General features: G+C 69.2%; 25 protein-coding genes and 1 riboswitch. Of the genes, 11 read left to right on the top strand and 14 right to left on the bottom strand.

The window, feature by feature from the left end; genetic code table 11:
* Nucleotides 1-244 precede the first annotated feature (244 nt).
* Nucleotides 245-940 carry an alpha/beta hydrolase gene (locus tag E3T48_RS15655; protein WP_134524950.1) on the top strand — a complete coding sequence of 232 codons (696 nt, stop codon included), beginning with the start codon at nt 245-247 and terminating at the stop codon, nt 938-940.
* A 132-nt stretch (nt 941-1072) separates the two neighbouring features.
* On the opposite strand, the gene E3T48_RS15650 is transcribed toward E3T48_RS15655, so the two are convergent.
* On the bottom strand, nt 1073-1510 hold the full coding sequence (locus E3T48_RS15650) for a DUF5997 family protein (RefSeq protein ID WP_134524949.1): 438 nt from the start codon (nt 1508-1510) through the stop codon (nt 1073-1075).
* A 77-nt stretch (nt 1511-1587) separates the two neighbouring features.
* Between E3T48_RS15650 and E3T48_RS15645 the strand changes: the two genes are divergently transcribed.
* Both E3T48_RS15645 and E3T48_RS15640 read left to right on the top strand, forming a co-directional pair.
* Nucleotides 1588-2382 carry a LysR family substrate-binding domain-containing protein gene (locus E3T48_RS15645; protein WP_166789773.1) on the top strand — a complete coding sequence of 265 codons (795 nt, stop codon included), beginning with the start codon at nt 1588-1590 and terminating at the stop codon, nt 2380-2382.
* A 165-nt stretch (nt 2383-2547) separates the two neighbouring features.
* Nucleotides 2548-3783, top strand: coding sequence for a GAF domain-containing protein (locus tag E3T48_RS15640; protein ID WP_134524947.1), 1236 nt, complete (start codon nt 2548-2550; stop codon nt 3781-3783).
* A 92-nt stretch (nt 3784-3875) separates the two neighbouring features.
* On the opposite strand, the gene E3T48_RS15635 is transcribed toward E3T48_RS15640, so the two are convergent.
* From E3T48_RS15635 to E3T48_RS15620, 4 genes are read right to left on the bottom strand one after another with little or no spacing between them, the layout of a single operon-like run.
* On the bottom strand, nt 3876-4571 hold the full coding sequence (locus tag E3T48_RS15635; RefSeq protein WP_134524946.1) for a GyrI-like domain-containing protein: 696 nt from the start codon (nt 4569-4571) through the stop codon (nt 3876-3878).
* Entirely contained in the window at nt 4568-4981 is a 414-nt protein-coding gene (locus E3T48_RS15630) for a VOC family protein (RefSeq protein ID WP_134524945.1), read from the bottom strand. The genes E3T48_RS15635 and E3T48_RS15630 overlap by 4 nt, the downstream gene beginning before the upstream one ends.
* 52 nt (nt 4982-5033) lie before the next feature.
* Complete coding sequence (locus E3T48_RS15625) at nt 5034-5861, bottom strand: ABC transporter permease (protein WP_134524944.1); 828 nt, start codon at nt 5859-5861, stop codon at nt 5034-5036.
* Nucleotides 5858-6853, bottom strand: coding sequence for an ATP-binding cassette domain-containing protein (locus E3T48_RS15620; protein WP_134524943.1), 996 nt, complete (start codon nt 6851-6853; stop codon nt 5858-5860). The genes E3T48_RS15625 and E3T48_RS15620 overlap by 4 nt, the downstream gene beginning before the upstream one ends.
* Nucleotides 6854-7024: 171 nt before the next feature.
* On the opposite strand from E3T48_RS15620, the gene E3T48_RS15615 reads away from it, so the two are divergent.
* Nucleotides 7025-7681, top strand: a complete 657-nt coding sequence (locus tag E3T48_RS15615; protein ID WP_241986871.1) for a TetR/AcrR family transcriptional regulator — start codon at nt 7025-7027, stop codon at nt 7679-7681.
* 153 nt (nt 7682-7834) lie between these two features.
* The gene (locus E3T48_RS15610; RefSeq protein ID WP_134524942.1) at nt 7835-8308 is read left to right on the top strand and encodes a pyridoxamine 5'-phosphate oxidase family protein; all 474 of its coding nucleotides are present in this window, start codon (nt 7835-7837) and stop codon (nt 8306-8308) included.
* A gap of 25 nt (nt 8309-8333) precedes the next feature.
* Here the strand turns inward: E3T48_RS15610 and panD are convergent, their stop codons facing one another.
* The 3 genes from panD to E3T48_RS15595 form a co-directional block, all read right to left on the bottom strand.
* Nucleotides 8334-8792: an aspartate 1-decarboxylase gene (gene panD / locus E3T48_RS15605; protein ID WP_134524941.1), complete on the bottom strand. Its 459-nt coding sequence runs from the start codon at nt 8790-8792 to the stop codon at nt 8334-8336.
* A gap of 46 nt (nt 8793-8838) precedes the next feature.
* Nucleotides 8839-9807 carry an FKBP-type peptidyl-prolyl cis-trans isomerase gene (locus E3T48_RS15600; RefSeq protein WP_241986870.1) on the bottom strand — a complete coding sequence of 323 codons (969 nt, stop codon included), beginning with the start codon at nt 9805-9807 and terminating at the stop codon, nt 8839-8841.
* 95 nt (nt 9808-9902) lie between these two features.
* A complete protein-coding gene (locus E3T48_RS15595) occupies nt 9903-11480 on the bottom strand; it encodes a MinD/ParA family ATP-binding protein (RefSeq protein WP_134524940.1) in 1578 nt (525 codons plus the stop codon).
* A gap of 234 nt (nt 11481-11714) precedes the next feature.
* On the opposite strand from E3T48_RS15595, the gene E3T48_RS15590 reads away from it, so the two are divergent.
* Entirely contained in the window at nt 11715-11894 is a 180-nt protein-coding gene (locus E3T48_RS15590; RefSeq protein WP_134524939.1) for a hypothetical protein, read from the top strand.
* A 92-nt stretch (nt 11895-11986) separates the two neighbouring features.
* On the opposite strand, the gene E3T48_RS15585 is transcribed toward E3T48_RS15590, so the two are convergent.
* From E3T48_RS15585 to E3T48_RS15570, 4 genes are all read right to left on the bottom strand, one after another.
* A complete protein-coding gene (locus tag E3T48_RS15585; RefSeq protein WP_134524938.1) occupies nt 11987-12166 on the bottom strand; it encodes a hypothetical protein in 180 nt (59 codons plus the stop codon).
* A gap of 395 nt (nt 12167-12561) precedes the next feature.
* Nucleotides 12562-13722 carry an acyl-CoA dehydrogenase family protein gene (locus tag E3T48_RS15580; protein ID WP_134524952.1) on the bottom strand — a complete coding sequence of 387 codons (1161 nt, stop codon included), beginning with the start codon at nt 13720-13722 and terminating at the stop codon, nt 12562-12564.
* Between the two features lie 172 nt (nt 13723-13894).
* Complete coding sequence (locus tag E3T48_RS15575; protein ID WP_134524937.1) at nt 13895-14668, bottom strand: TetR/AcrR family transcriptional regulator; 774 nt, start codon at nt 14666-14668, stop codon at nt 13895-13897.
* A gap of 39 nt (nt 14669-14707) precedes the next feature.
* Nucleotides 14708-16093, bottom strand: a complete 1386-nt coding sequence (locus tag E3T48_RS15570) for an MBL fold metallo-hydrolase RNA specificity domain-containing protein (protein WP_134524936.1) — start codon at nt 16091-16093, stop codon at nt 14708-14710.
* Between the two features lie 510 nt (nt 16094-16603).
* Here E3T48_RS15570 and E3T48_RS15565 point away from each other — a divergent pair.
* The 5 genes from E3T48_RS15565 to E3T48_RS15545 all read left to right on the top strand — a co-directional run bounded on the left by E3T48_RS15565 (nt 16604) and on the right by E3T48_RS15545 (nt 22539).
* On the top strand, nt 16604-17275 hold the full coding sequence (locus E3T48_RS15565) for a TetR/AcrR family transcriptional regulator (RefSeq protein ID WP_241986869.1): 672 nt from the start codon (nt 16604-16606) through the stop codon (nt 17273-17275).
* Between the two features lie 179 nt (nt 17276-17454).
* Nucleotides 17455-19053 carry an APC family permease gene (locus tag E3T48_RS15560; protein ID WP_134524934.1) on the top strand — a complete coding sequence of 533 codons (1599 nt, stop codon included), beginning with the start codon at nt 17455-17457 and terminating at the stop codon, nt 19051-19053.
* A gap of 149 nt (nt 19054-19202) precedes the next feature.
* Nucleotides 19203-19276: riboswitch (cyclic di-GMP riboswitch) on the top strand.
* Between the two features lie 284 nt (nt 19277-19560).
* On the top strand, nt 19561-21051 hold the full coding sequence (gene gtfA, locus E3T48_RS15555; protein WP_134524933.1) for a sucrose phosphorylase: 1491 nt from the start codon (nt 19561-19563) through the stop codon (nt 21049-21051).
* A 125-nt stretch (nt 21052-21176) separates the two neighbouring features.
* Complete coding sequence (locus E3T48_RS15550) at nt 21177-21533, top strand: hypothetical protein (protein WP_134524932.1); 357 nt, start codon at nt 21177-21179, stop codon at nt 21531-21533.
* Between the two features lie 28 nt (nt 21534-21561).
* The gene (locus tag E3T48_RS15545) at nt 21562-22539 is read left to right on the top strand and encodes a magnesium transporter CorA family protein (protein WP_241986868.1); all 978 of its coding nucleotides are present in this window, start codon (nt 21562-21564) and stop codon (nt 22537-22539) included.
* Between the two features lie 3 nt (nt 22540-22542).
* On the opposite strand, the gene E3T48_RS15540 is transcribed toward E3T48_RS15545, so the two are convergent.
* Entirely contained in the window at nt 22543-23124 is a 582-nt protein-coding gene (locus E3T48_RS15540; protein WP_134524930.1) for a DinB family protein, read from the bottom strand.
* Nucleotides 23125-23182: 58 nt separating this feature from the next.
* A complete protein-coding gene (locus tag E3T48_RS15535; RefSeq protein WP_134524929.1) occupies nt 23183-24304 on the bottom strand; it encodes a YihY/virulence factor BrkB family protein in 1122 nt (373 codons plus the stop codon).
* Nucleotides 24305-24316 lie beyond the last annotated feature (12 nt).

Here is a 24316-nt window from a genome sequence, read left to right as displayed (position 1 = left end):
ACCCTGCCCGGGCCGGGCACCGCGCCGCTCGCCGTCGCGATCGACGCCTTCCTGCGCGCCCGCGGCGACGCCGCGGGCTGAGCGCACCGGTGCAGGCCGAACGAACCGGTGCCGACCGAGCGCACCGGTGCCCGCAGGGCCCGTCGGCCCCGGCGAGATCGCGCAGGCCAGAGTGACCCCGCCGCAGTGGAAGTATGGAACCAGTCGTCGCGTTCCGGCCGCGACCCGAAACGAAAGGTCCGAGATGGGCAATAGCGAAGAGCAACACCCCACCGCGCGGACCGAGGAAATCGACCCGGACGCCGTGCTCTGGTCCGCCGGCCCCGCCGACCGCGGCGGACGTCCCCTGCTGCTCATCCTGCACGGCTACGGCTCACACGAGGGTGACCTCTTCTCCCTCGCCCCGCATCTTCCGTTGCACCCGGTGATCGCGGCCCTCCGCGCGCCGCTGTCGGCCGGGCCCGGCTGGGCCTGGTTCCCGATCGGGGCGGCCGGAGCCGCCGTGAACCCCGGGGCCCCGAGCGCCGACGCCCTCACCGCGGCCGCCACCGGCGTGCTGGCCTGGCTCGACGCCCTGCCGGAGCAGCCGACCTCGGTGGGCCTGCTCGGCTTCTCCCAAGGCGGTGCGATGGCGCTCCAGCTGCTGCGCCAGGCCCCCGACCGGTTCGCGTTCGCGGTGCAGCTGTCGGGTTTCGTGGGCCGCGCGGAGCATCCGGGCGATGCCCGCCTGGCCGAGCGACGCCTCCCGGTCTTCTGGGGCCGCGGCACGGCCGACTCGGTCATTCCCCAGGATGCGATCGAACGCACCCAGGGCTGGCTGCCGGGCCATTCCGCCCTCACCGAGCGCAGCTATGAGGGGATGGGACATTCCATCTCACAGGCCGAACTCGCCGAGATCGTCAGCTTTCTGCGCGAACGGTACACCGGCGTCGCCTCCTGAGGGCGGGCCTCAGTACCGAGCGCGCCACTTGCGCCGCTGAGCTCCTGGTGCGCCGGGCGCGCAGCGGCGCAACAGGAGCGCTCGGCGTCGCCCCGGTGTCCTCACCGCGCGGGCCGAACAACCGGTGCCGAGTCAGCGGCCGCGGCCGGCCTTCTCGTTCTGGGCGGCCTGGCGCGCGATGTGAGCCGTCTTGCGGACACGCTCGGCGTCGCGGTCCTTGACCCGGATCTGCTCCTCGCGGACCTCGAACTGGGTCGCCCGCTCGGTGACCAGCCAGGCCGGCGGCTGCTGCAGAAGGGCCAGGATCTCGGCGGTGGTGAGCGGTTCGGTCACCTTGCCACGCACGAGACCGGAGATCGACACGCCGAGCTTGGCGGCGACGACCTGCTTCGGGTGCGGGCCGTTGGCGCGCAGTTCGAGCAGCCACTCCGGCGGGTTCGCGTCCAGCGCGGCCAGGTCGGTGCGCGAAATCGGCGACGATTGGAACTCGTCCGGGGCTGCTTCGAGCAGAATCCCGAGCTTCTGGGCCGCCGTGGCGGGCTTCATGGTCTGGGTCTTCTTCTCGGTCATTGGTCAAGCGTATAGCCTGAGAGGGGTGTCGATCCGGCGGGTCGATACCGACCGAGCCCGAAATAGAGAGGATGCCGGTGACCTTTTCCATTGCCTTCGTCGCCGGCGTGACCCCCACCAAGTGGACCCGCACCTGGGCCGAACGTCGCCCCGACCAGCCGCTCGAGGTGTTCCGCACGGATCCCACCGAGCAGGACCAGGTGCTCCGCGACGGCCGCGCCCAGGTCAGCCTGGTGCGGCTGCCCGTCGACGAGACCGACCTGAGCCTGATCGCGCTGTACCGCGAGATTCCCGTGGTCGTCGCGGCGAAGGACCACTTCATCGCCGACCAGGACAGCGTGCTCGTCGCCGACCTGGCCGGCGAGCATCTTCTGCAGGACCCCGACGCCGTGCCGGAGTGGCGTGCGGTGGCAACCGAGATCCGCGACGGCACCCGCCGTGCGCTGCCGAAAATGCGCGACCTCGACGAGGCCATGGAACAGGTCGCGGCGGGGGTGGGCATCCTGATCGTCCCCCATTCGATCGCCCGGCTGCACAGCCGGAAGGATGTCGTGTCCCGGCCGGTGGAGGACGTGGCGGAGAGTCAGGTGTCCCTGGCCTGGCTCACGAGCGAGACCACCGAGGACGTCGAGGAATTCATCGGCATCGTGCGCGGGCGCACGAAGGACAGCTCGCGGATCGATTCCCTGCCCGCCGGTTCCGAGCGGGTGAAGAAGGAAAAGAAGACAGACAAGGCGAAGGCCGCCGCGAAGGCCGTGCGCGTCGCCGCCGCGAAGGCGAAACCGGCCGTGTCCAGGAAGACCCAGAGCGCCCCCGGCCGCACCCGCCCCACCGCCAGCCCGAAGAAGGGCAAGCGGCGCGGTTCCCGCTAGCCGGGGGCCGCGTTCCGCCGACCGGGGGCAGCCGTCGCCGGAACGACATCCGTCGCGGGAACGCTGAGGATCAGGGCGACTCGCGCTCGACGTTTACCTGATATAAGCTCAGCGGGCTCCACGATTTACGGACTGGAGAAACATTTTCGGTCACGAGGAGTATCAGTGGGGAAAGTCATCCGCTGGGCGATGGCACCCCTGGTGCGTTCCTGGCTCGCCGCACAGGCCCGCGACTACGACACCGTGCCCCGGCCGAGGGACGCGCCGCAGGCCCACGCCGCCGGCATCAACAGCGATCGGATCCTGGTCTTCGGCAGCGGTCCGGCGGTCGGCTGGGGTGTGCTCAGCCACGACCTGGCCCTGCCGGGGTCGCTGGCGCGGGCGCTGTCCGCGCGCACCGGGCGCGGCACGGACGTCGATGTCGTTCCCGTCCCATCGGCGACGATCCGGTCGGCCCGCGCCGAACTCGCCGGACTGAAGCTGTGGCGCTACGACGCGATCGTGCTCAGCGTGGGCACGAGCGACGCCATGGGCCTGCTCGCCCCGAGGGTGTGGCGCCGGGAGCTCCAGGCGATCCTGGACCAGCTCAGCCGCAGCACCTCCCGCACCACCCGGATCTTCGTGCTCGGCGTGCAGCCTATCCGGTCGATCGCGGCCTACGACGGCGCCCTGGGCTCCCTCGGCGCCACGCACGCGCGGGCGCTGAATGACCTGACCGGCGCCGTCTGCGCCGCCCGGCCGGACGCCTACTTCGTCGCCATGCCCGCCGGCCTGGCCCGCACTCCCGGACGCATCCGCACGGCGGCGGACTACATCGCCTGGGGCGAGAACCTCGCCGAATCGATGAAGGGCCCCCTCGACGCGGAGCACTGCGACAACGACCGGGACGCCGACAGCGACCACGACGGGTCGCCGACCGGCCACCCCGACTGGCCCGGTCCCGACGAGGCGCGGGCCGTCACCCAGCTCGGCCTCCTCGACACCGACCCGGAAGAGCGTTTCGACCGGATCGTGGCGGTGGCGCGGCGCTCCTACGGCACCCGGTCGGCCGCGTTCACCTTCGTCGACGGAGACCGTTTGTGGGACAAATCAAACCTGGGCGAGGCGCCCAGCGTGTACCCGCTCGCCGGCTCGGTCACCGCCATCGCGGTCCGATCCCCCGGCGCGCTGGTCATTCCGGACGCGCTGCTCGACCCACGCACCCGCGAGCATCCCCTCGTGGTCGGCGAGCCGCACACCCGCTTCTACGCCGGCTTCCCGGTTGAGGCAGAATCCGGCGAGCGGATCGGCGTTCTCAGCGTGTTCGACCCCTCGCCTCGGTCGCCGGACGAGATCGACACGGTGCTGCTGCGGGAGCTGGCCCTGCTGATCCAGGCCGAACTGCGCCGGAGCCCCGAGTAGGCGGCGCGCCCGCACTGGCGCCACCACGCAGCAGGCCAGCGCCCGGCCGGTCAGATCCGGCCGGTCAGACCCGGGCGGTCAGATCCGGCCGGTCAGATCCGGGCGACCGGCTGCCTGAGTACCGTCTTGAGCTTCGCCGGCTCGGTCCGGCGCGGGTCGCCGAGGTACACCTCGTGGTGCCGGCCGTTGATCCGCAGCCCGTTCTCGGCCAGGAACTCACCGTGCAGGGTCGCCAGGGCCGGCGCTTCGTCGTCGTAGGAGCCGAGGTGCAACAGCTGGGCGGAGAGCCCCTCGACGAGGGTCTCGGTGCGCACCCCGGCGAGGGCAGGCAGTTTCTTCTTCGCGCTCGCGGCCGCGATCGCCTGGCTGATGAAGGCATCCGTCACCCAGTCGGGTTCGCTGATCAGCATGGTCCAGTGCCACTCCGACTTCGACCCCGCGGTGAAGACGGATGCGTCGTCGGCGTACCACAGACCCTCGAGCGGAGCCACGATCGCGTCACGCCCGAGCTCGCGCCTGGCCTGGAACTTGATGCCGTAGGCCACCGCGTAGAGGGCCTCGACGGCCTCCGAGTAGGCCGGTGCGGTGTTCGGGTCGCCACTCCCGTCGACGGCAATGAACCGCTGCGCGGGTACCTCGACCAGTTCCCACTCGCGGTTCGCGGGCCCGTAGAAGGGCTTGAGCACCTTCTTCACATCCCACGGCCCGGCACCCGCCGGCGCGGTGTTCCGCGGCGCCCGAAGCTTTCCGGTGCGGCGGTCGGTCGTGAACGGCACCCCGTCGGTCATTCCGGAGCACCGTCATCCTGGAGCACCGAGAGGATGTTGCCGGCCGGGTCGGTGAACCAGGCGATCTGCGGGCCGCGCGGGTCCCTGGCGATGCCCTTCTCGTCCTGGGGAGACCCCGGGTAGCGTTCGAAGACGACCCCGCGGGCCAGCAGCTCGCCGACGGCCGCGTCGATGTCACCGACGGCGAAGTTGAGGACGGTGAACACGGCCGGCACGTGGTCGGGCTTGGGGTAGACCATCACCTCGGCTCCGCCGGGCAGTTCCAGACGCAGCAGGCCCATCCCGCCGTCCCGCACGGTGAGGCCGAGGGTCTCCGCGTAGAAGGCGCGGGCCGCGTCGATGTCGGGCACGGCGAATCCGCTGAACGCGGCGAGGATGCCGATGCCCGCTCCGGCCTGTGGCTCTGTCATGTCGTTCTCCTGGTTCTGGCGTTGTCGATGACCGTCGGGGACGAGACGCCGGTCACCTGGAGCTGATCGACGCGAACTTGCGGATGCACAACGGCACGAACACCAGCAGCATGACACTGATCCCGATCAGCACGGTCGCGATCGGGTTCTGCATCGTCCAGATGTCGGGCACCGGCGCGGTGCCCTCGTTGCCGAACAGCTGCCTGGCCGCCTGCACGAGCGAGGACACCGGGTTCCACTCCGCGAAGATGCGCAGCGGGGTGGGCAGGGTGTCGCTGGGCACGAAGGCGTTGGAGACGAAGGTCAGCGGGAAGAGGATCAGGAACGACGCGTTGTTGATGACCTCCGGGCTCTTCACGCTCATGCCCAGCAGCGCCATCACCCAGCTGAACGCGTAGCTGAACAGCAGCAGCAGCCCGATTCCGGCCAGGAATTCGGCGACGGAGGAGTTCACCCGCCAGCCGACCGCGACGCCGGTGGCCATCATGATGACCATCGAGATCGTGTTGAGCACGAGGTCGCTGTTGGTGCGGCCGATCAGCACGGCCGACGAACTCATCGGCAGGCTGCGGAACCGGTCGATGATGCCCTCCTTGAGGTCCTGGGCCATCGCCGAGCCGGAAAACGTCGACCCGAAGACGACGGTCTGAGCGAAGATGCCCGCCATCAGGAATTGCACATAGTCGGTGCCCTGCACCGAGATGGCCCCGGCGTAGACCTGGCTGAAGAGGAGCACGAACATGATCGGCTGGATGACGGCGAAGACGAGCATGTCGGGCGACCGCTTGATCTTGATCAGGTTGCGCTTGGTCACCGTCCAGCCGTCCGAATACCACATCGACAGCGGGTTCCAGGTGGGGAGGGTGGCGGCGACGCTCATTTCACGGTCTCCAATTCGGCGTCTTCGGCCTGCTGGGCGGCCTTGTCGGCCTTGTGGCCGGTGAGTCTGAGGAACACGTCGTCGAGGGTGGGCCGGCGCATCCCGGCATCGTGCAGTCGGATTGTCGCCTCGCTGAGCGCCGCGAGCACGTGCTGCAGCGCGAGGGGGCCGTCGACGACGGCGACCTCGAGGCCGCGGCCGTCGGTGGTCACGATCGGTTCGCCGTCGCCGAACCGGGCGAGGATGCTCCGGGCCGCGCCGCTGTCGGCGGCGTCGACCAGGGCGATCTCCAGCCGGTGCCCGCCGATCTGGGCCTTGAGCTGGTCAGAGGTTCCCTCGGCGATCACCCGGCCGTCATCGATCACGACGATGTCGTCGGCGAGCTGGTCGGCCTCTTCGAGGTACTGGGTGGTGAGCAGCACGGTGGTGCCGTCGGCGACGAGTCGCTTGATCACCTGCCAGAGCGCGATCCTGCTGCGCGGGTCGAGCCCGGTCGTCGGCTCGTCGAGGAACAACACCTTCGGGTTGATCACGAGCGCGCCGGCGAGGTCGATCCGGCGGCGCATGCCGCCCGAGAATCCCTTCACCGGACGATTGCCGGCCGCCGTGAGCTCGAACAGGTCGATCAGCTCCTGGGCCCGGCGCCGGGCGAGGGCCCCACCGAGGTGGTAGAGCCGGCCGACCATTTCCAGGTTCTCGAACCCGGTCAGGTTCTCGTCGACGGCCGCGTACTGGCCGGAGACCCCGATGAGTCGCCGCACGGCCTTCGGGTCGGCGACGACGTCGATCCCGTCGACGAAGGCGGTGCCGGCATCCGGTCTGATCAGGGTCGTGAGCATCTTCACGACGGTGGTCTTGCCTGCCCCGTTCGGGCCCAGCAGGGCCTTGACCGACCCGCGCGGAACGGAGAGGTCGAGCCCGGCGAGCGCGTGAACGGGGCCGCTCTTGGACCGATAGGTCTTGGTGAGTCCTCTGGCTTCAATGATGGTCATCCGAGTGTGCCTGCCTGGGTGAAGTGCTGCGTGAGGGTTGCGGAGTCAGTGAGGAGTGGAGCCCGTCGGGAGAGGGTCCCGGGGCCGCGGACCGCGGCCGTTACCGGCCCGGCTGCACTAATGTAGACGTCGTACACATTGTCTTGACCAGCGTAACGAGGCGACGGGGCTGTGACAACCATCGGCACTCCGCCGGGCCCGAACATCGGCGTCCGGGACACCTACCGGCACGGCGACCTGAGCCGCGCCCTCGTCGAGGCGGGCGTCGAGCTCGCCCGGGCCGGAGGACCGACCGCGGTGGCGCTCCGCGCGGCCACCCGCCGGGCCGGCGTCTCCCCGAATGCCGCCTACCGGCACTTCGCCGACCGGGGCGCGCTGCTCGAAGCGGTGTGCTCGGCCGGCCAGGCGCGGGTGGCCGAGGCGATCGAGGCCGAGCAGGCCCTGATCCCGGATGCGACGGATCCGGTCACCGCTGCCCGGTTGCGCTTCCGCGCGGTCGGCACCGGATACCTGCACTTCGCCCTCGCCGAGCCCGGCCTGTTCCAGACCGCGTTCACCGCCTCGCCCGACCTCGAGAGCGCAACGAGCGGATCACGGGCCGGCGCCGTCGGCCGGGGGCCGTTCGAGCTGCTCACCGACGCCCTCGACCGGCTCGTCGCCGTGGGCGTCCTCCCGGGAGGGCGTCGGCCGGGGGCCGAGTTCCTGGCCTGGTCGGCCGTGCATGGCCTGGCGATGCTGCTGATCAATGGTCCGCTCCGGGCCCTCGAAGCAGGCCAGGCCGAGGTTCTCATCCGCCGCGTCGTCGACATGGTCGAGCAGGGACTCTAGACGCGTCGGGACGCTGAGCTGGCAGCCGACCGGGAACTCCCCTCGGCCGATCGTGACGCGCTCGACGGCGGTGTCTGTCATTCCCCGATGATATTCGGCGGCCGGGGACCAAAGGCACTGGTGCACGCCCCTCGACCGGGCGACAATTGCGGCATGCTCGGCGAATTGAACGACCAACAGATCGACGAGGTGCTGCACGCCGGCGTAGTCGGCCGGATCGGCTGCCACGTCGACGACCGCACCTACATCGTTCCCATCACCTACGTCTATTCCGACGGCAGCGTCTACGGGCACAGCGCCACGGGCACGAAGGTGCGGATGATGCGCGCCAATCCCGCCGTGTGCTTCGAGGTAGAACACGTCGACGACCTGGCCGATTGGCAGAGCGTGATCGCCTGGGGGACCTTCGAGGAGCTGCACGGTGCCGAGGCGGAGGCCGGGATGCGCGCCCTCGCCACCAGGCTGTCGCCGATGCTGACCAGCACGACCGCGCAGCCTCACCTCGGCCCGGACGGGACTCCGTTCGCGTCGCCCCACGCGCAGGACTCCGACCCGGCGGCACAGGAGAGGCCGGTGCTCTATCGCATCCGGCTTACAGAGAAGACCGGACGGTTCGAGAGGCGTTAGCACCGGGCGGCATCAGCCGGCGGAGTCAGGACCGGGCGGTGACGGCTGCCACGCTGCCGGGGTGTGCACCCTGACGCAGGCTCAGCGGCGGGCGGACCAGCCCGGCGACGTGTGCGCCCGCCGGGTCCGTGTCGACCGCCACGATCCGGTTGCGCCCGTCGACATGGACCACGGTCGGTTCATAGGCCCTGGCCTCCTCGGTGCTCATCTGGGCGTAGGAGATGATGATCACCAGGTCGCCCTCGAGGGCCAGCCGGGCGGCCGCACCGTTGACGCCGACCACCCCGCTGCCCCGCTCCCCCGCGATGAGGTACGTTTCGAACCGGCTCCCGTTGTTCACGTTGACGATGCTCGCCAGCTCGCCGGGGATCAGGTCCGCCGCATCCAGCAGGTCCAGGTCCACCGTCAGCGAGCCCACGTAGTGCAGGTCGGATTGCGTCACGGTGGCGCGGTGGATCTTGGACTTGAACATCGTGCGTTGCATCGGTGCGCAACCCTTTCGAAGGAGAACCGGCGGAGACCGCCGCCCGTTACGCGGAGGCGAGGATGTCGACGACGAAGACGAGCGTGTCCGTGCCGGTGATTCCCGCGGTGGTGTTCCCGGTGGTGCCGTAGCCGAGCGCCGGCGGGATGACGATGACGACCTGGGAGCCGACGGTCTGGCCGATCAGACCCTGGGCGAAGCCGGGGACGACGTTGCTGGTGGCGAATGTGGCCGGGCCACCCTTGCCCCAGCTCTGGTCGAAGACCTTGCCGGTCCCCCAGACGACGCCGGTGTACTGCACCGTCACGGTCGCGCCGTCGGCGACGAGGCCGCCGTCGCCCTTCTTGAGCACCTCGGTCTTGAGCTCGGCGGGCGCGTCAGTCTTCGGCACCTTGACGGTCGGAGTGCCGTCCTTGGCGAGAGTGACCGCGGGGAAGCCGTCCTGGGGCTTCTGGTCCTTGCCGTTCGCGCGGGTCGCCACCTTGCCCTTCACGTCGATGACGAAGATGATGTTGTCGGTCGCGGCGACCTTGAGGTCGGTGTTGCCCTTGGTGCCGAAGGCGTCGGCGGGCGGCACGACGACGGCGACCCGGGAGCCCACGTTGGAGCAGGCGATGCCCTTGAGAATGCCGGGGATGATGCTCGCGGTCTCGGCGACCGTCACGGTGAGTCCGGCAGCTTTGCCGTACCCGCCGCCGTTCAGCTTCGCCCCGGTGGAGGCGTTGTAGGCCGTGTAGGCGATTTCAACGGCTTCGCCGTTCTTGACGGCCGCGCCCTTGCCCTTGGTCACCACGGTGCGCTCGGTGGTCTTCGCCGTGAGCGGCGAGGTGAACTTCACGGTGGGTTCGGCATCGGCCTTGCCCGTCACCTTGACGGCATCCGAGCTCTTGCCCGAATCGGTGCAGGTGAGCGCTGCCCCGGTCGCGGTCGACTCCGCCGACGGGGAACCGCTGCACCCGGAGAGAGCGAGAACGGCGACTGTGGCAACGGAAATGAATACGGGGAGTTTACGCACGCTGATCTCTCTGTTAGACAATGGGCCTCGAACAGTATGACCTGTCGATATCTGTGCTTGCTGTGTCCAGCCGGCCCTGGTGCCCGAATCGGAAGTCAGAGACCCTCGGCGATCGAGGCCGTGGCGAAGAGCCAGGCCTCCCGCGTGCGCGGTGCGAGCGCTTCGATGTTGAGGGGCCCGCCGGCGACGAGGGCCGGGTCGTACGGCACGTCGACGACGGCGCGGGTGAGCTGGCTGAAGTGGTCGTGCAGCCGGCGGGAAAGCGCTCGGTCGGCGGTCTTGGCCGGGGACGCGAGGATTGTCACGGCCTGGGCGACCTTGTCGCCATGACCCTTCAGCCGTAGCCCGTCGAGCAGCGACGCCGCGCCGTAGGCGGTGTCCTCACGGATGGTCGAGACCACGACCAACTGGTCGGCGGTCTCCACGGCCGCCTCCCAGTTGGAGGCGCGCATGTTGTTGCCGGTGTCGATGATCAGCACACGGTAGAAGCGGCTGAGCGCGGCGTGGAGCTTTCCGAATGCCACGTCGTCGATGCTGGCCGCTCCGGCCGGGTCGAGGTCGGAGGCGAGGGCGTCGAACCGGGCGTCGCCCTGGTTGCGCACGTAGTTGTCGAGGTCCCCGACCCGGGCCGAGCTGGAATAGGCGAAGTCCTCCAGGTCGCGCAGGAGGTCGACGGCGGTGTTGGTGTGGTGCGCGGTCTGCGCACGCACGCCAAGAGTTCCCATCGTCTCGTTGTTGTCCCAGGCGAGGGTGTAGCCGCCGCGATGGATGCCGAAGGTCGCCGCGATCAGCAGCGTGGCGGTGGTCTTGTGCGCGCCGCCCTTCGGGTTCAGCACGACGATGGTGCGCGGGCCGATCAGGCTGCGCTGCACGGAGGCGACCGCAGAACGGCGCGACAACTCGCCGGTGCCGGGGGCGGGCGAGACCATCCCGCCGGTCAGCCGGCGCACCGTGCCCTGCCAGCCCTGCAGGGCCGGTCCCTCCACCATCGGCGGCCGTGAGCTCATGAAGTCCGACAGGTTCGGGCCGGCGGTGCCGGGCGCGGCCACGAACCCGGATGCGGACACGAACCCGGATGCGGATGCGGACACCGGCACCCCGGCGGCCGCCTGGCCGTCGGAAGGTTCCGTCGGCTCGTCGTCATCATCATCGTCGGCGTCCAGGTCGGGAACGCGGTCGAACACGAGGTTCTCGAAGAGCTCCGCCCCGAGGTCCGCGGACGGCGAGGGCGCCTCGAACGCGGACCGGTCATCGCCCGCGGCGGTCGCCCCGGGAGCCGGCTCGGTCGCCGCGGCAGGGTACGCCGACGGCTCGACCGCGACTTCCCCGGAGTCGGCGTGATCGCCGGTGTCCGGCGAGGTTTCCCCTGGAAGGGTGAGCGGGCGGGTCGCACTGGGCATCGCCGCCGCGGGGATGAAGTCTCCGTCCGCGTCCACGTCGCCGTCGGGGTGCACGATCAGGGGCGACTGGCCCTGCTCGTCCACCGCGGTGAGCCGAACGGGGCGACCGATCGTGCGGGCGGTCGCCGCGACCCGGTTGATGATCTCCTCGCGGACACCGGCCTCGTCGACGGCGGTGATCTGCTGGCTCTCGCCGTCGATGGTCAGTTCGCCCGTACCGTCACTCCGGATCATGGCGCGGATGCGGGGAAGGGAGGAATCGTTCTTCATCATGGTGGACCTCTGTTCGTCGAGCTCAGCTCAATAAGCGTGAGCACGTCGAAGTTGCCGTCGATCGTGCCCTCCCCAGCCTAACCGGGCGGTCGGCATCCTCCCCCCGTTTGGCCACGACCCCGGTTCCGAACCTGCCGCGGGCGCCCCATCGGTCCGCCGGCTGATCCGCTCCCGGTGGAAACGGGGGCGAAAGAAACATTGCCCCGTCCCCCGTCCGAGGGCCATCATTGATTCATGAAGGAACGTGACTGGGTACTTCTCGCCTACTGCAGGTCGTGCGGGGTCTACGGCACTGCGGTCATCGATGACGACCACCGCATCTCCTGGCCGGAGGTCGTGCACGAGGTCGATTGCGCCCTCGCCGAGCAGCAGGATCTCAGGGAGGAACATCCCTGGGCGGTCGGCGCCGCGTAGGACAACGCCGAACCGCCAGACCGGCTATCGAAATCGCCCCTCGCGGCGATGCTCGAGCCCCGCGGCGATCAGGCCTGCGCGGATCCCAGCCCCTATTGGTGCCGGGCGAACCAGCGGAGGGCGCGCACACCTGCGCGGGTGCCGTGGGTGTCCTCGTGGCCGCGTTGCCGCCGGCATTCCACCAGGTCGTCGCCCGGGGCGATGTGCGGATCGCGGCAGGAATTCGCGTAGCTGGTGTAGTCGGTTTCGAGCAGGAGTTCGTCGTCAGTCATGATCTGTGATTCTGGTTCTGTACCACCTGATGCCGGCGCCGTTTCCGGCGTCGGTGGGTGGAACTTGTTCGGTTGCGGTCGTGCACGTGCTGTTCCGCAGCTGGCGGCGGACCGATAGCCACTGTCGCACCGGTCGGCCCGAGGAGACTCGGAGACTGGGGCGAGGCTGGAATGTTGAGTGACAGGGTACGTCCGCGCCCGGCGAATCTCCCCATAGAACCGGCGAATAGGTCGTCGGGTTACGGCGCCGGCACGCACGGTTCCCTCCCTGCTCGTCAAATTCGACGGAGATTCTGCCCAAACATCGCCTGAGAGAGCCGTTCCGGGTGATTTCGGGCAAGATCTCCGTCGAATTCGACGGGAACGACGGGTGACGCGCTCGGCGGCGCCGGAGATCAGCGGAACGCGCTGAGGCCGGTGAGGTCCCTCCCGATCAGGAGCGACTGCACGCTCTCCGTTCCCTCGTAAGTGTGCAGGGATTCGATGTCGGCGAGGTGCCTGATCACGTGGTTTTCGAGCAGGATGCCGTTGCCACCGAGCATGTCCCTGGCCATGGCCGCTATCTCCCGAGCCGCCCTCGTGTTGTGGTACTTCGCGAGGGAGGCCTGGATCGGCCGGAGCGTGCCGGCGTCGTCGAGTGCGGCCAGGCGGAGGCAGTGCAGCTGCATCGAGGTGAGCTGGGAGAGCATCATAGTCAGGCGTTCCTGCACGAGCTGGAAACCGGCGAGCGGCTTGCCGAACTGGATGCGCTGCGTCGAGTAGTTCAGGGCGGCCTCGAAGACGGCGGTGGCGTGACCGAGGGCCGACCACGCCACCCCGAGCCGGGTCGCGAAGAGCACGCCGGCGGCATCCTGGAAGGTTCGGGTGCCGGGCAGAACGGCGTCCAGCGGAACGCGCACGCCGTCGAGCACGATCCGGGCCTGGTGGATCGCGCGCAGCGATCCCTTGCCGGTGATGGTGGTGGCGTGGTAGCCGGGGTTGTCCTGTTCGACCAGGAAACCGCGCACATTGCCGTCGTCGTCCCTGGCCCAGACGACGGTCACATCGCCGACCGAGCCGTTGCCGATCCACTTCTTCTCACCGGTGATCACCCACTCGTCGCCGTCGCGTTTCGCCGTCGTCTCGAGGCCGACCGAATCGGAGCCGTGGTCCGGTTCGGTCAGGGCGAAGGCACCCAGCTTCTCGGCGCGGGCCAGCGGCACGAGCCAGCGCCGCTTCTGCTCCTCGCTGCCGAAGAGGGCGATGCTGCGCAGCGCGAGGCCGCCCTGCACCGCGACCACCGTGCCCATCGACCCGTCGCCACGGGAGATCTCCATGTTGACCAGCCCGGCCGCGAGGGGAGACATCGGGGTCAGCCCCGGGCCGAGGACGCCGTCGGTGAGCAGGTCGAGTTCGCCGAGTCTGCGGGCGAGGTGGAGCGGGTATACGGCCTTGTCCCACGCCTCGTTCACCTCGTCCAGCGTGTCCTCGGCGAAGGCGCGGGCGCGGTCCCAGAATGCCCGGTCGGCGGCGGGAACGTCGGCGAAGAGGCCGTAGTAGTCGGTGTCGAGGGGCATGGATACGTCGTAATCGGGCACGGTTTTTCCTTTTCGAGCGGTGGTGGGGTTACGAATGGAACGGGTGCGGCGGGCGGCCACCGGTCAGCACGCTGTTCCCCGTGCGCCGGCTGAACGGCCGCAGGTACAAGTTGTATCTGAAACTCAGTCTCAGTTCAACCGGCACTGAGTCTCAGGTGACGGGAGTGCCCGCCGCCCCGCGGAGCCGTTCCTCGACGGCCCGGGCAACGTCGCCGGGGTCCATCGAGGCCGGGAAGACGGCGACGGCCAGGTCCCGCGCGGGTCCGGCCGGCCCGGCGGGCGGACGGCCGTCCGGTCGGAACATCAGGCGCACCCCCGCGAGTTCGGCGGCCAGCTCTGAAGGCAGGTCGTCGGACCGGGCATGGTCGGCCGAGGTGCGGATCAGCCGGCGCAACTCGTAGTTGTGGGTGGCCGTGACGGCGGCCGCGAAGCGGATGGCGGCCAGCGCCGGCACCGCGGGGAGGGATGACCTGAGGTAGCTGGCGAACATCCGTTCGTACCGGATCACCATGACGGTCTCACGGTCGCGTAGCGCGGGGGTCTCACGCACGACCAGGTCCCTGATCCGCACGACCTCGAGGCGCTCCCTGAACCGTTCGAAGACCATGGTCGCCGCATCGCAGACGGCCAGCCACGGGTCGGCGTGCGGCAACTCGAAATGCCGGGCGATCTGCCCGAGCAACTCGTCATGGTCGGCGAAGATCACGTCGTCCTTCGAGCGGAACTGCCGGAAGAACGTGCTGCGGGACACCCCGGCCGCCTCGGCGATCTCGGTGGCGCTCGTGGCCTCATAGCCGCGCTCGCGGAACAGCCGCACCGCGACGTCGGCGACTTCGACCCGGGTCAGCGATCGTTGGCGCGCGGGCGCGGGCGCGGTGCCCGAGGCTTCATCGCTCGAGGGGTGATTGCGCGGGGGAACGGTCATGGTCTGCCGAAATTATCACGGAATCCCCCGCGCGCGGCCTCAGCGGGGCGCGGCCGGATCGATCCGTTCGAGGTGCTCCGGCACCCGCGCGTTCCAGCCGAGGTCGCGCCTGATCCGCAGCCGCAGGGCGTCGGAGGATGCGGGCTCGCCGTGGGTGAGATAGGTCATCGCCGGGGCGGCCGGGGCGGCGCGCATCCACTCGATGATCTCGTCGGAGTCGGCGTGGGCCGACAGGCTACCGATCTCCACGACCTCAGCGTTGATCGGCACGTCTCGGCCGAAGATGCGCAGGGTGTCGTCACCGCGCAGGAGGGCCGCGCCGCGGGTGCCGCCTGCCTGGAACCCGGTCAGGATGATGGCGTTGCGCGGGTCTGAGCCGAAGGCGGCGATGTGGTGGAGCACCCGGCCGCCGGTGAGCATGCCGCTGGCGGAGACGATGATCATCGGGCCGCCGCGCAGGTTGAGCAGCTTGGATTCGTCGACGGTGCGCACCATCCTGGCGAGGTCGTACATGCTGCGGAACTCGGCCTCGGTCAGCCGGTGCTCGCCCTGGTGGCGCTGGTAGATCTCGGTGGCGTTGACCGCCATCGGGCTGTTGAGGTAGACCGGGATCGCCGGGATCTCCCCGCGGTCGCGCAGTCGGGAGAGGTGCAGCAGCACGGTCTCGGACCGGCCGACCGCGAAGGCGGGGATGACGATGACGCCGCCGCGGCTCGCGACCCGGCGGATCACCCCGCCCAGCTCCGCCTCCGGATCGGCCGTGGCGTGGGTGCGGTCCCCGTAGGTCGATTCCGCCACGAGCACGTCGACGGCTTCAAGCGGGCGAGGCGGGTGCATCAGCGGGTCGTTCGCCCGGCCGAGATCGCCCGTGAAATGCACGGCGGAGTCGCCGATGGAGAGCCGGATCTGGGCCGCCCCGAGGATGTGGCCGGCCGGAACGAAGGTGGCCCGGATGCCGCCGCCGAGGTCGATCTCCTGGTCGAAGTTGCGGGGCCGGAACGACTCGAGGCTGGTCACCGCATCCTCCGCCGTGTAGAGAGGGCGCGGATTCTCGTGCCGGGACGACTTGCGCTTCCGGGCGAAGTTCGCCTCCTCCTCGAGGAGGTAGCCGCTGTCGGGCAGCAGCAGCGAACAGAGCTCAGCGGTCCCTTTCGTCGCGTAGACCGGCCCGTCGAAGCCGTCACGCACGAGCGCCGGGAGGTAGCCCGTGTGGTCCAGGTGCGCGTGCGTGAGCAGCACGGCGTCGAGGGACTCCGGCGCCACCGGGAAGGCGAGCCGATTGCGGTCGCGCAGCAGCTTGTAGCCCTGGAACAGGCCGCAGTCGATCAGCACCCGCCGCCCGCCCGATTCGACCAGGAACCTCGAGCCGGTGACCGAGTCGGTTGCCCCCAGGAACTGGAGCCGGGAATCTGTCCGTGCCGTCATGATGATCACCCAATAGAGATCGACGCGCCTCCGGCACGACTGCACCATCTCGGCCGGTTCGCCCGACTTCGGGTGGAGCAATCGGCCGAACCACCGGCTCATTGCTCACGGTAATTTTGATGCGGGTTCGTGTCAAGGCAGCGGCGAACGCTCCGGGCGACGATTTTGTGGTGCTCGGCACCGATCGGGGGTACAGTCTTCGTCGAGTCGGCCTCCCGCCGGCCGAGAACGAAAGTCAGGACGATGGATTTCAGCCCCGAATGTCAGCAAATCGCATGCCGGGGGCGAATGTGGGCTTTGGAACCGGCGATGGACAGCCTTGCCGACGAGGAGCTCTGGTTCGAGTGCGAGGACTGCGGGGCGCAACAGCACAGCCTCGACCTCCCGCACTTCAGTCTCTGACCGTTCGGCGCGCTCGGCGTCCGCCCCTCGCGGCCTTCGCGAAATGACCACCGGTCATTTCGGATGGTCTACTCTGGCCTTCTCACGCTCTTCGGGAGGAGCCACCGGATGACCGACGACGCCAGGGGTGAGCCTCGCCGCGCGGGACGTCCCCTGGAGTCGGTGCTGTCGAGGGCCCGGATCACGACCGCGGCGCTCGCGCTGATCACGATCGAGGGCTACGGCGGTTTCACCATGTCGAGCCTGGCCAGGACCCTCCAGGTCGCGCCCTCCGCCCTCTACAACCACGTCTCCTCGAAGCACGAGGTGCTGCAATGGCTGGAAGACCACGTGATGACCATGGTCGACGTGAGCGGGTTCGGCTCGGAGCCGTGGGATGTCGCCGTGCGCCGCTGGGCGTGGTCGTACCGGGACGTGTTCGCGCGGCACGCTCCCCTCGTGCCTCTGGTGGCCGTGCTGCCGGTGACAGGCGCCCCCGAGACCCTGAGGATGTACGAGACCATCGCCGCGGGACTGGCCGGGGCCGGTGTGCCAGTGGAGTCCCTCATCCCGGCCATCGTCGCCGTTGAGTCGTTCATCTTCGGCTCCGCCCTCGACGCCAACGCGCCGGCCGACATCTTCGACACCGGCGACCTGGCAGACTCGAGCCCGACCTTCACCGCCGCCGTCCTCGGCCAGGACCGGAGCACCGGTGAACGCCCCGCCGACGTGGCCTTCCGGTTCGGGCTCGAGGCGCTGCTCGCGGCCGTCGCAGCCACCAGGCGAGGGCCCGACGCCTGAGGCCGGTGAAAACATCCGGAATGTTATCTATTTCTTTCGGATTCGCTTGCATTCCCGCGCCGCCCCGCCCAAACTAAACGAATCCAATTCATTTTGTTGGCAGTGCGACGCCACCCCCTCCCTCGCGCCCGCCTTCCCCACCCACACATCGTCAGCGAAGACGTATGAAAGGGATCACCATGACCGAGCTCTCCACCAGGCCTACCCCACCCTCTCAATCCGGCGGCCATCAGGCGCACGTTCACAGCAACCAGCTGCACGACGCGGCCGGGACCGCCCACGGCATCACCAGGAAGGGCCTCAAGGGCGGCCAGATCGGCCTCCTCGCGGTCGTCGTGATGGGCGTGTCCTCGGTCGCCCCGGCGTACAGCCTGACCAGTTCCCTCGGCGCGACCGTGAGCGAGGTCGGATTCCAGGTGCCGGCGATCTTCATCGTCGCCTTCATCCCGATGATCCTCGTGGCACTGGCCTACCGCGAGCTCAATGCCGACTCCCCGGACAGCGGCACCTCGTTCACCTGGACGACCAAGGCGTTCGGCCCGTTCGTCGGCTGGATGGGCGGCTGGGGCATGCTCGCCGCCAATATCATCGTGCTCTCCAGCCTGGCCGGCGTCGCGGTCAGTTTCTTTTACGTCTTCCTCGGCGAGGTCTCCGGCAACCCCGACCTGGCCGCGCTCGCCGACAACACCGCCGTGAACATCGTCACCTGCCTGGCCTTCGTCGCCCTCGCCGTCTGGGTGAGCTACCGCGGCCTGCACGCCACCAAGCTGGTGCAGTACGGCCTCGTCGGCTTCCAGCTGGTGGTCCTCGGCATCTTCACCGTGACGGCGCTCATCGGCGCCGGCTCGGCCGCCTCGACGACGGCGGTCCCGTTCAGCTGGGAGTGGTTCGACCCGACCAGGGTGGAGAGCTTCAGCCAGTTCGCCGCTGGCATCTCGCTGGCGATCTTCGTGTACTGGGGCTGGGATGTCTGCCTCACCATGAACGAGGAGACCAAGGGCGGCCAGAAGACCGCCGGCAAGGCAGGCACGATGACCGCCCTCGTCGTGCTCGGCCTCTACCTCGCCCTGATTGTGGCGACCATGATGGTCTCCGGCGTCGGCGTCGACGGCATCGGCCTCAGCAACCCCGACAATCAGGGCAACATCTTCGCCGCCATCGCGTCGCCCATCATGGGCCCGGTCGCCGTGCTGATGTCCCTGGCCGTGCTCGCCAGCTCGGCCTCCTCCCTGCAGTCCACGATGACCTCCCCCGCGCGCACCCTGCTGGCGATGGCGCACTACAACGCGCTCCCGCCGAAGTTCGCCACCATCAGCAAGCGATTCGGTTCGCCGGGCTACGCCACGATCGCCGCCGGCGCCATCGCGGGCGGGTTCTACGCGGTCATGACGATCATCAGCGTCAACGTCCTGAACGACACCATCATGTCGCTCGGCCTGATGATCTGTTTCTACTACGCGCTGACTTCGTTCGCGTGCGTCTGGTATTTCCGGCAGAGCCTGTTCAGCAGCATCCGCAACGTCGTCATGCGGCTGGTCGTGCCGGGGCTGGGCGGCCTGATGCTCACGATCGTCTTCGTGCAGACCGCCGTGAGCAGTTGGAGTCCGGACTTCGGCAGCGGCTCGGAGCTCTTCGGGATCGGACTCGTCTTCGTGATCGGCGTCGGGCTGTTGCTGCTCGGCGTCGCGGTGATGGGACTGACCTACTGGCGCCAGCCGAGCTTCTTCCGCGGCGAGACCCTGCGCAAGGACACTCCGGCGCTGGTCGTCCCCGAGTAGCGGGAGCCCGCCGCCGCGCCGACGGGCCGCTCCGTCCCGATCCGACAACCGACCGGGACGGTGCGGCCCTTGCCGTCCCGCCGCCATCCGGCCATACTGCCCGCGAGGCCTGCCGATCTTCCTGAGCAGGCCTGGCGGTTTCTCACCGCCAATCGCACGGGCACACCCGCCGCAAGACGGGGTCGCAAAGGCACGGGACCCTCAGGTCAGCCGGCCTACCGATTGGATAGGACCGGCACAGAATGAGTTTTCCCTTCGTAGAATCCAGCGTCCGGAACGGGCGAGCGGCTCCCCCCGTTCCGACGGATCCGTCGCACGAGGCGGCCCCGGAGTCCACTGGCGCCACGATCTCGTGGTTCGGGTCCTCGCCGGCGGTCGCGGCGACGCGCAAATTGCGTTGACCTGCCGCGTGCCGTAACTTCTGAACCGGTGCCGCGCTTCCTCCACGGATCGCGGTCTGCCGCCGTGTCGTCGACCGGCGTGCCGCCGGAATGCACGGGAGTCAGAATGTCCGATGTTGAGCTGCTCGTCTACGCCGATCGACTGGGCGGCACCATCCCCGAGCTGCAGGCCGTGCTCGACGGGCCGCTGCGCGCGTTCTCGAGCGTGCACGTGCTCCCGTTCTACATTCCGTTCGACGGGGCGGATGCCGGGTTCGATCCCGTAGACCACGCCGCGGTCGACCCGCGCCTGGGCACCTGGGACGATCTGCGCTCGCTCTCCGGCACCCGCGGGCTCACCGCGGACCTCATCGTCAACCACGTGTCATCCTCCTCGGCGGAATTCGTCGACTGGCTCGCCCGCGGCGACGCGTCGGAATTCGCGGGGATGTTCCTCACCTTCGACACCGTGTTCCCGAACGGCGGCACCGAGCACGACATCACCGCGTTCTACCGCCCCCGCCCCGGCCTCCCGTTCACGGCCTACCAGGGAGCGGACGGCAGCCGTCACCTCGTCTGGACGACCTTCATGCCCAGCCAGGTCGACCTCGACGTGAACCACCCGGCCGCACTCAGGTACCTGCGGCGGGTGCTGCGCGCTCTCGCCGACGGCGGCGTCAGCACCGTGCGGCTCGACGCGGTCGGCTACGCGGTGAAGACCCCCGGCACCGACAGCTTCATGACGCCGGAGACGCTCGAGTTCGCCGAGGTCGTCGTCGCCCTGGCCCACGAGGCCCAGGTCGAGGTTCTCGTCGAGGTGCACGCGCACTACAGCCAGCAGCTGGCGATCGCGCCGCTCGTCGACTGGGTCTATGACTTCGCGCTCGCACCGCTCCTGCTGCACTCCCTCGGCACCGGCACCGTCGACCGGCTCGCGCGCTGGTTCGAGATCCGGCCGGAGAATGCCATCACCGTGCTCGACACCCACGACGGCATCGGAATCATCGACGCCGGCCCGAGCGGGGACCGTCCGGGCCTGATCAGCCAGGACGAGATGGCCTCGATCTTCGCGCGCGCCGACGTGGCCACCGGCGGCCACTCGTCGATCGCCTCGGTGGTGCCGGCGTGGTTCACGCTCCCGCACCAGATCAACGCGACCTTCTTCAGCACGCTCGCCGGGGAGACGGCGCCCTACCTCCTCGCCCGGGCCGTGCAGCACTTCCTTCCCGGCCGCCCGCAGGTCTACTACGTGGGCCTGCTCGGCGGGCTCGACGACACCACCCTGTTCGCTGAGACCGGGAACGGCCGGGATGTGAACCGGCACCGTTACCCGGCCGGCGAGATCGACCTGGCCCTCGGCACCGAGGTGACGCAGGCGCAGCTCGGACTGGCCAGGTTGCGCACGACCCATCCGGCGTTCGACGGCGAGTTCAGCTGGGAGACCAGTGGCGACGACGAGGCGCGGCTGCTCTGGTCGAACGGGGAGGCCCGCGCGGAACTGACCGTGCGCACCACGCTCGGTGCGCCGAGCTTCCGGATCGAACTGGCGGATGCCGGCCGCGAGCGCGTTCTGGCCACCCCCGCCGACCTTGCGAGCTGGGAGCGTTTCGGGCGTTGACCTGAGCATTCCCCGCTTTCTCTTGTCCTCCTTCCGGCCGACAGCGGGTTCGTTCCGGCCGCGCTACGTTGGCTTCATCGACCTGGGTGTGATCCATCTAAGACGGTCGCGGGAAAGGCAATTCCATGAAGAGAGTCTCGTACTGCGGAAAATCGTTCCTCACCACCGACGGGGCGGCGGACGCTCTGCTGCAATTGGCGGTCGCCCTCCCGGCGTGCAACAGTTCCGAGCTCCTGGAGCTGCCGGCGCTCACGGATGACGGGCGCACCATGCTCGTGCAACTCGTCGTCGGCCCGACCAGCGCATTTCTCAGCGTGCCGGAGAAGACCCGGGCCAAGGATCCGGACACCGCCGACGCCATCGCCTACCTGCGCGAGCGCACCCGGGTGCTGACCACCCGCGCCGAACCTGCCTACGCGTACGCATTTGCCGACGCCGGCACCGTGTCCGATAACGGCTGGGACGACCTGTACGGGCTCTGAACGGGGCGATAGCTGGTTGACTGGGAAGGTGCGCACACCTCGAACCCGCTGTTACCGTGACGGCCTCCTCGTCGGCGAGGGTTTCTCGCTCGCCGACGTGTCGGAGCATCTGGAGGCGCCGGACTCCGTGGTGTGGGTCGACCTCGACGATCCAGGCGAAGACGACCTCGCCCTCCTCGCGGAGGAACTGGGGTTGCACGAGCTCGCGGTCGAAGACGCGCTCAGCCTGGGCCAGCGGCCGAAGCTCGACCGCTATCCCGACCACCTCTTCCTCTCCGCATACTCCGCGGCCCTCGACCCGGCCACCTCGCGGGTGGTCACGCACGAGATCGCGGCATTCATCACCGGCCGGGCCCTCGTGACGGTGCACCGGAACGACCGGTTCGACGTGGACGCGGTCGTCGCCCGGTGGGACTCCGCCCCTGACCTGGCGAAGAACGGGGTCGCTTTCCTGGTGCACGGTCTGCTCGACTACCTCGTCGACGGCTACTTCGAGGCGGTCGAGGCCCTCGACGACGAGATCGAGGAGCTCGAGAGCCGGCTCTTCGTTCCCACGGCCGACCAGGAACAGCTGCAGCGGCGTTCCTTCGAACTCCGCAAGAGCCTGGTCACCCTGCGCCGGGTGATCCTGCCGATGCGCGAGGTCGTCAACACGCTGCTCCGCCGCGACCTGCATCTGCTCGGCGACGAGATGGGCCCGTACTTCCAGGATGTCTACGACCACGTGCTGCGGGCGATGGAGTGGACCGATAGCCTGCGGGACCTGGCCACCAGCATCCTCGAGGCCAACCTCGCGATCCAGGGGAACCGGCTCAACGTGATCACGAAGAAGGTCACCGGATATGCGGCCATCATCGCCGTGCCGACGGCGATCACCGGGTTCTACGGCCAGAACGTGCCGTACCCCGGCTTCAGCCAGGAGTTCGGGTATTACAGCTCGCTGGGCCTGATCGTGGGCCTGTCGGTGCTGCTCTACGTCTTGTTCAAGCGCAACGACTGGATCTGAGCGTCAGGGCACCCAGTAGCCGGTCTTGCCGAGCAGCCGGGTCTCCCGGTCGGCGTCCGCCGGCACGTCGACCTCCGGTCCGAACACGCCCATCTCCCGCCAGTCGCCGATCTGCGGGCCGATCTGGTCCCACAGGTTGTCGACGAGGGCCGCGGGCATCGAGTAGTCCAATCCGATCAGCTTCGCGATCGACCAGGCCTGGAAAGCCCGGTAGATGCTCACGTGCTGCAAGTAGTCGGCGAGAGGGAAGTCGCCGTAGCTCAGATGAACGGTCTTCTCCGGGTCGAGGTCGGCCGTGACCGCGGCGGTGGCAAGGTCGTTCAACCGGTCGTAGGCACCGATCGGATCGTCGCCGAGCAGGTCGCCCTCATAGTCGTCGCCGGCCTCGGCGATGGTGCGGCCCGCGAGCACGGCCGGCAACCAGGCCTCGTCCCTGGCATGATCGGCCACGATGTCGCGCAGGGTGGGGTTCTGCACCCTGGACCAGTCGGCGGGAGCCGCGAGGACCAGCTGGCCGGGAGTGATCCGGTCGATGACGGAGCGCAACGCGGCATCCGACTGGAGGAAGAGTTCTCTCTGCTTCATCCCGGCACGCTAACACTCCTCGTCGCCCGGCGGAACGGCCGGCGGCGGCCGGTCGCGACTAACGCTTACCGCCCCACCATCTCTTCTTCCTGTTCTTCCTGGCCGGCCGGTCCGGCTCGTCACGCTCCCTGATCCGGCGACCGGCCGCGACGGCCTTCTCTTCCTTGGCGGCCGCCTTCACGCTCGTGCGCGTGTCCCGCGGCGGCAGCTGGATGGTCTCTTCGGCGGCGATTCCGGCCTGCAGCTCGCGGCCGCGTTCGAGTTCGGCGTCGAACTCCGCCCCGAACAGCAGGCCGAGGTTGGCCAGCCAGAGCCAGAGCAGGAACACCACGATGCCGGCCAGGGACCCGTAGGTCTTCGCGTAGTCCGCGAAGATGGCCAGGTAGAACCCGAACGCGGCCGAGGCGGCCACGATCACGAGCAGGGCCAGAACCGCGCCGACGCTCAGCCAGCGGAACCGCGGCTGCCGGGCATTCGGGGTGGCGTAGTAGAGGATCGCGATCAGCAGCACGACGGCGGCGGCGAGGAGCGGCCATTTGAGAACGGACCAGACCACCCTGGTGGCCTCGCCGACGCCGAGGGCGTTGCCGACGGCATCCGTCACCGGTCCCGAGAGCACGAGCACGATCGCGGCCACGAGGATGAGCAGGATGGCGGCGACGGTCACGAGCAGCTGCACCGGCTTGAGCTTCCAGAACGGCCGACCCTCGTCGACCTCGTAGATGCGGTTCATCGCCCGGCCGAACGCGCCGACGTAGCCGGATGCCGACCACACCGCCACCGCGATTCCCGCAACGAGGGCGAACCCGGCCGCGGGCGACGTGCTGAACTGCTCGATCGGGCCGCGGATCACCTGGAGCGCCTCCGCGGGGGCGACGGAACCGAGGATCGACAGCAGGGTGTCGGCCGACCGTTTGCCCTGCCCGACGACTCCGAGCAGTGACACGAGTGCGATCAGTGCCGGGAACAGCGACAGCACCGCGTAATAGGTCAGTGCGGCGGCGAGGTCGGTGCACTGGTCCCTGCCGAACTCGCTCACCGTGCGGCGCAGCGCGTACACCCAGGACCGCTTCGAGACGTCGGCCGGGGAGGCCGGCTTGCGCGGGTCGTCGGGGGCCGGGGCGACAGGCTCAGGTGCGGATGCGGCGGTGCGACGATGGCTTCTGCCCGGCAGTTTCATGGGTTCTCCATT

It is taken from the genome of Cryobacterium fucosi, assembly GCF_004403515.1.
Classification (GTDB): Bacteria; Actinomycetota; Actinomycetes; order Actinomycetales; family Microbacteriaceae; genus Cryobacterium; species Cryobacterium fucosi.
Note: the sequence above shows the minus strand (reverse complement) of the source record. Positions and strands in the feature narration are given on the sequence as shown.

Coding starts and splice junctions, on each gene's coding strand:
- E3T48_RS15655 (WP_134524950.1), top strand. CDS start 245: ATGGGCAATAGCGAAGAGCAACACCCCACCGCGCGGACCGAGGAAATC.
- E3T48_RS15650 (WP_134524949.1), bottom strand. CDS start 1,510: ATGACCGAGAAGAAGACCCAGACCATGAAGCCCGCCACGGCGGCCCAG.
- E3T48_RS15635 (WP_134524946.1), bottom strand. CDS start 4,571: ATGACCGACGGGGTGCCGTTCACGACCGACCGCCGCACCGGAAAGCTT.
- E3T48_RS15630 (WP_134524945.1), bottom strand. CDS start 4,981: ATGACAGAGCCACAGGCCGGAGCGGGCATCGGCATCCTCGCCGCGTTC.
- E3T48_RS15625 (WP_134524944.1), bottom strand. CDS start 5,861: ATGAGCGTCGCCGCCACCCTCCCCACCTGGAACCCGCTGTCGATGTGG.
- E3T48_RS15620 (WP_134524943.1), bottom strand. CDS start 6,853: ATGACCATCATTGAAGCCAGAGGACTCACCAAGACCTATCGGTCCAAG.
- E3T48_RS15610 (WP_134524942.1), top strand. CDS start 7,835: ATGCTCGGCGAATTGAACGACCAACAGATCGACGAGGTGCTGCACGCC.
- panD (WP_134524941.1), bottom strand. CDS start 8,792: ATGCAACGCACGATGTTCAAGTCCAAGATCCACCGCGCCACCGTGACG.
- E3T48_RS15595 (WP_134524940.1), bottom strand. CDS start 11,480: ATGATGAAGAACGATTCCTCCCTTCCCCGCATCCGCGCCATGATCCGG.
- E3T48_RS15590 (WP_134524939.1), top strand. CDS start 11,715: ATGAAGGAACGTGACTGGGTACTTCTCGCCTACTGCAGGTCGTGCGGG.
- E3T48_RS15585 (WP_134524938.1), bottom strand. CDS start 12,166: ATGACTGACGACGAACTCCTGCTCGAAACCGACTACACCAGCTACGCG.
- E3T48_RS15580 (WP_134524952.1), bottom strand. CDS start 13,722: ATGCCCCTCGACACCGACTACTACGGCCTCTTCGCCGACGTTCCCGCC.
- E3T48_RS15575 (WP_134524937.1), bottom strand. CDS start 14,668: ATGACCGTTCCCCCGCGCAATCACCCCTCGAGCGATGAAGCCTCGGGC.
- E3T48_RS15570 (WP_134524936.1), bottom strand. CDS start 16,093: ATGACGGCACGGACAGATTCCCGGCTCCAGTTCCTGGGGGCAACCGAC.
- E3T48_RS15565 (WP_241986869.1), top strand. CDS start 16,604: ATGACCGACGACGCCAGGGGTGAGCCTCGCCGCGCGGGACGTCCCCTG.
- E3T48_RS15560 (WP_134524934.1), top strand. CDS start 17,455: ATGACCGAGCTCTCCACCAGGCCTACCCCACCCTCTCAATCCGGCGGC.
- gtfA (WP_134524933.1), top strand. CDS start 19,561: ATGTCCGATGTTGAGCTGCTCGTCTACGCCGATCGACTGGGCGGCACC.
- E3T48_RS15550 (WP_134524932.1), top strand. CDS start 21,177: ATGAAGAGAGTCTCGTACTGCGGAAAATCGTTCCTCACCACCGACGGG.
- E3T48_RS15540 (WP_134524930.1), bottom strand. CDS start 23,124: ATGAAGCAGAGAGAACTCTTCCTCCAGTCGGATGCCGCGTTGCGCTCC.
- E3T48_RS15535 (WP_134524929.1), bottom strand. CDS start 24,304: ATGAAACTGCCGGGCAGAAGCCATCGTCGCACCGCCGCATCCGCACCT.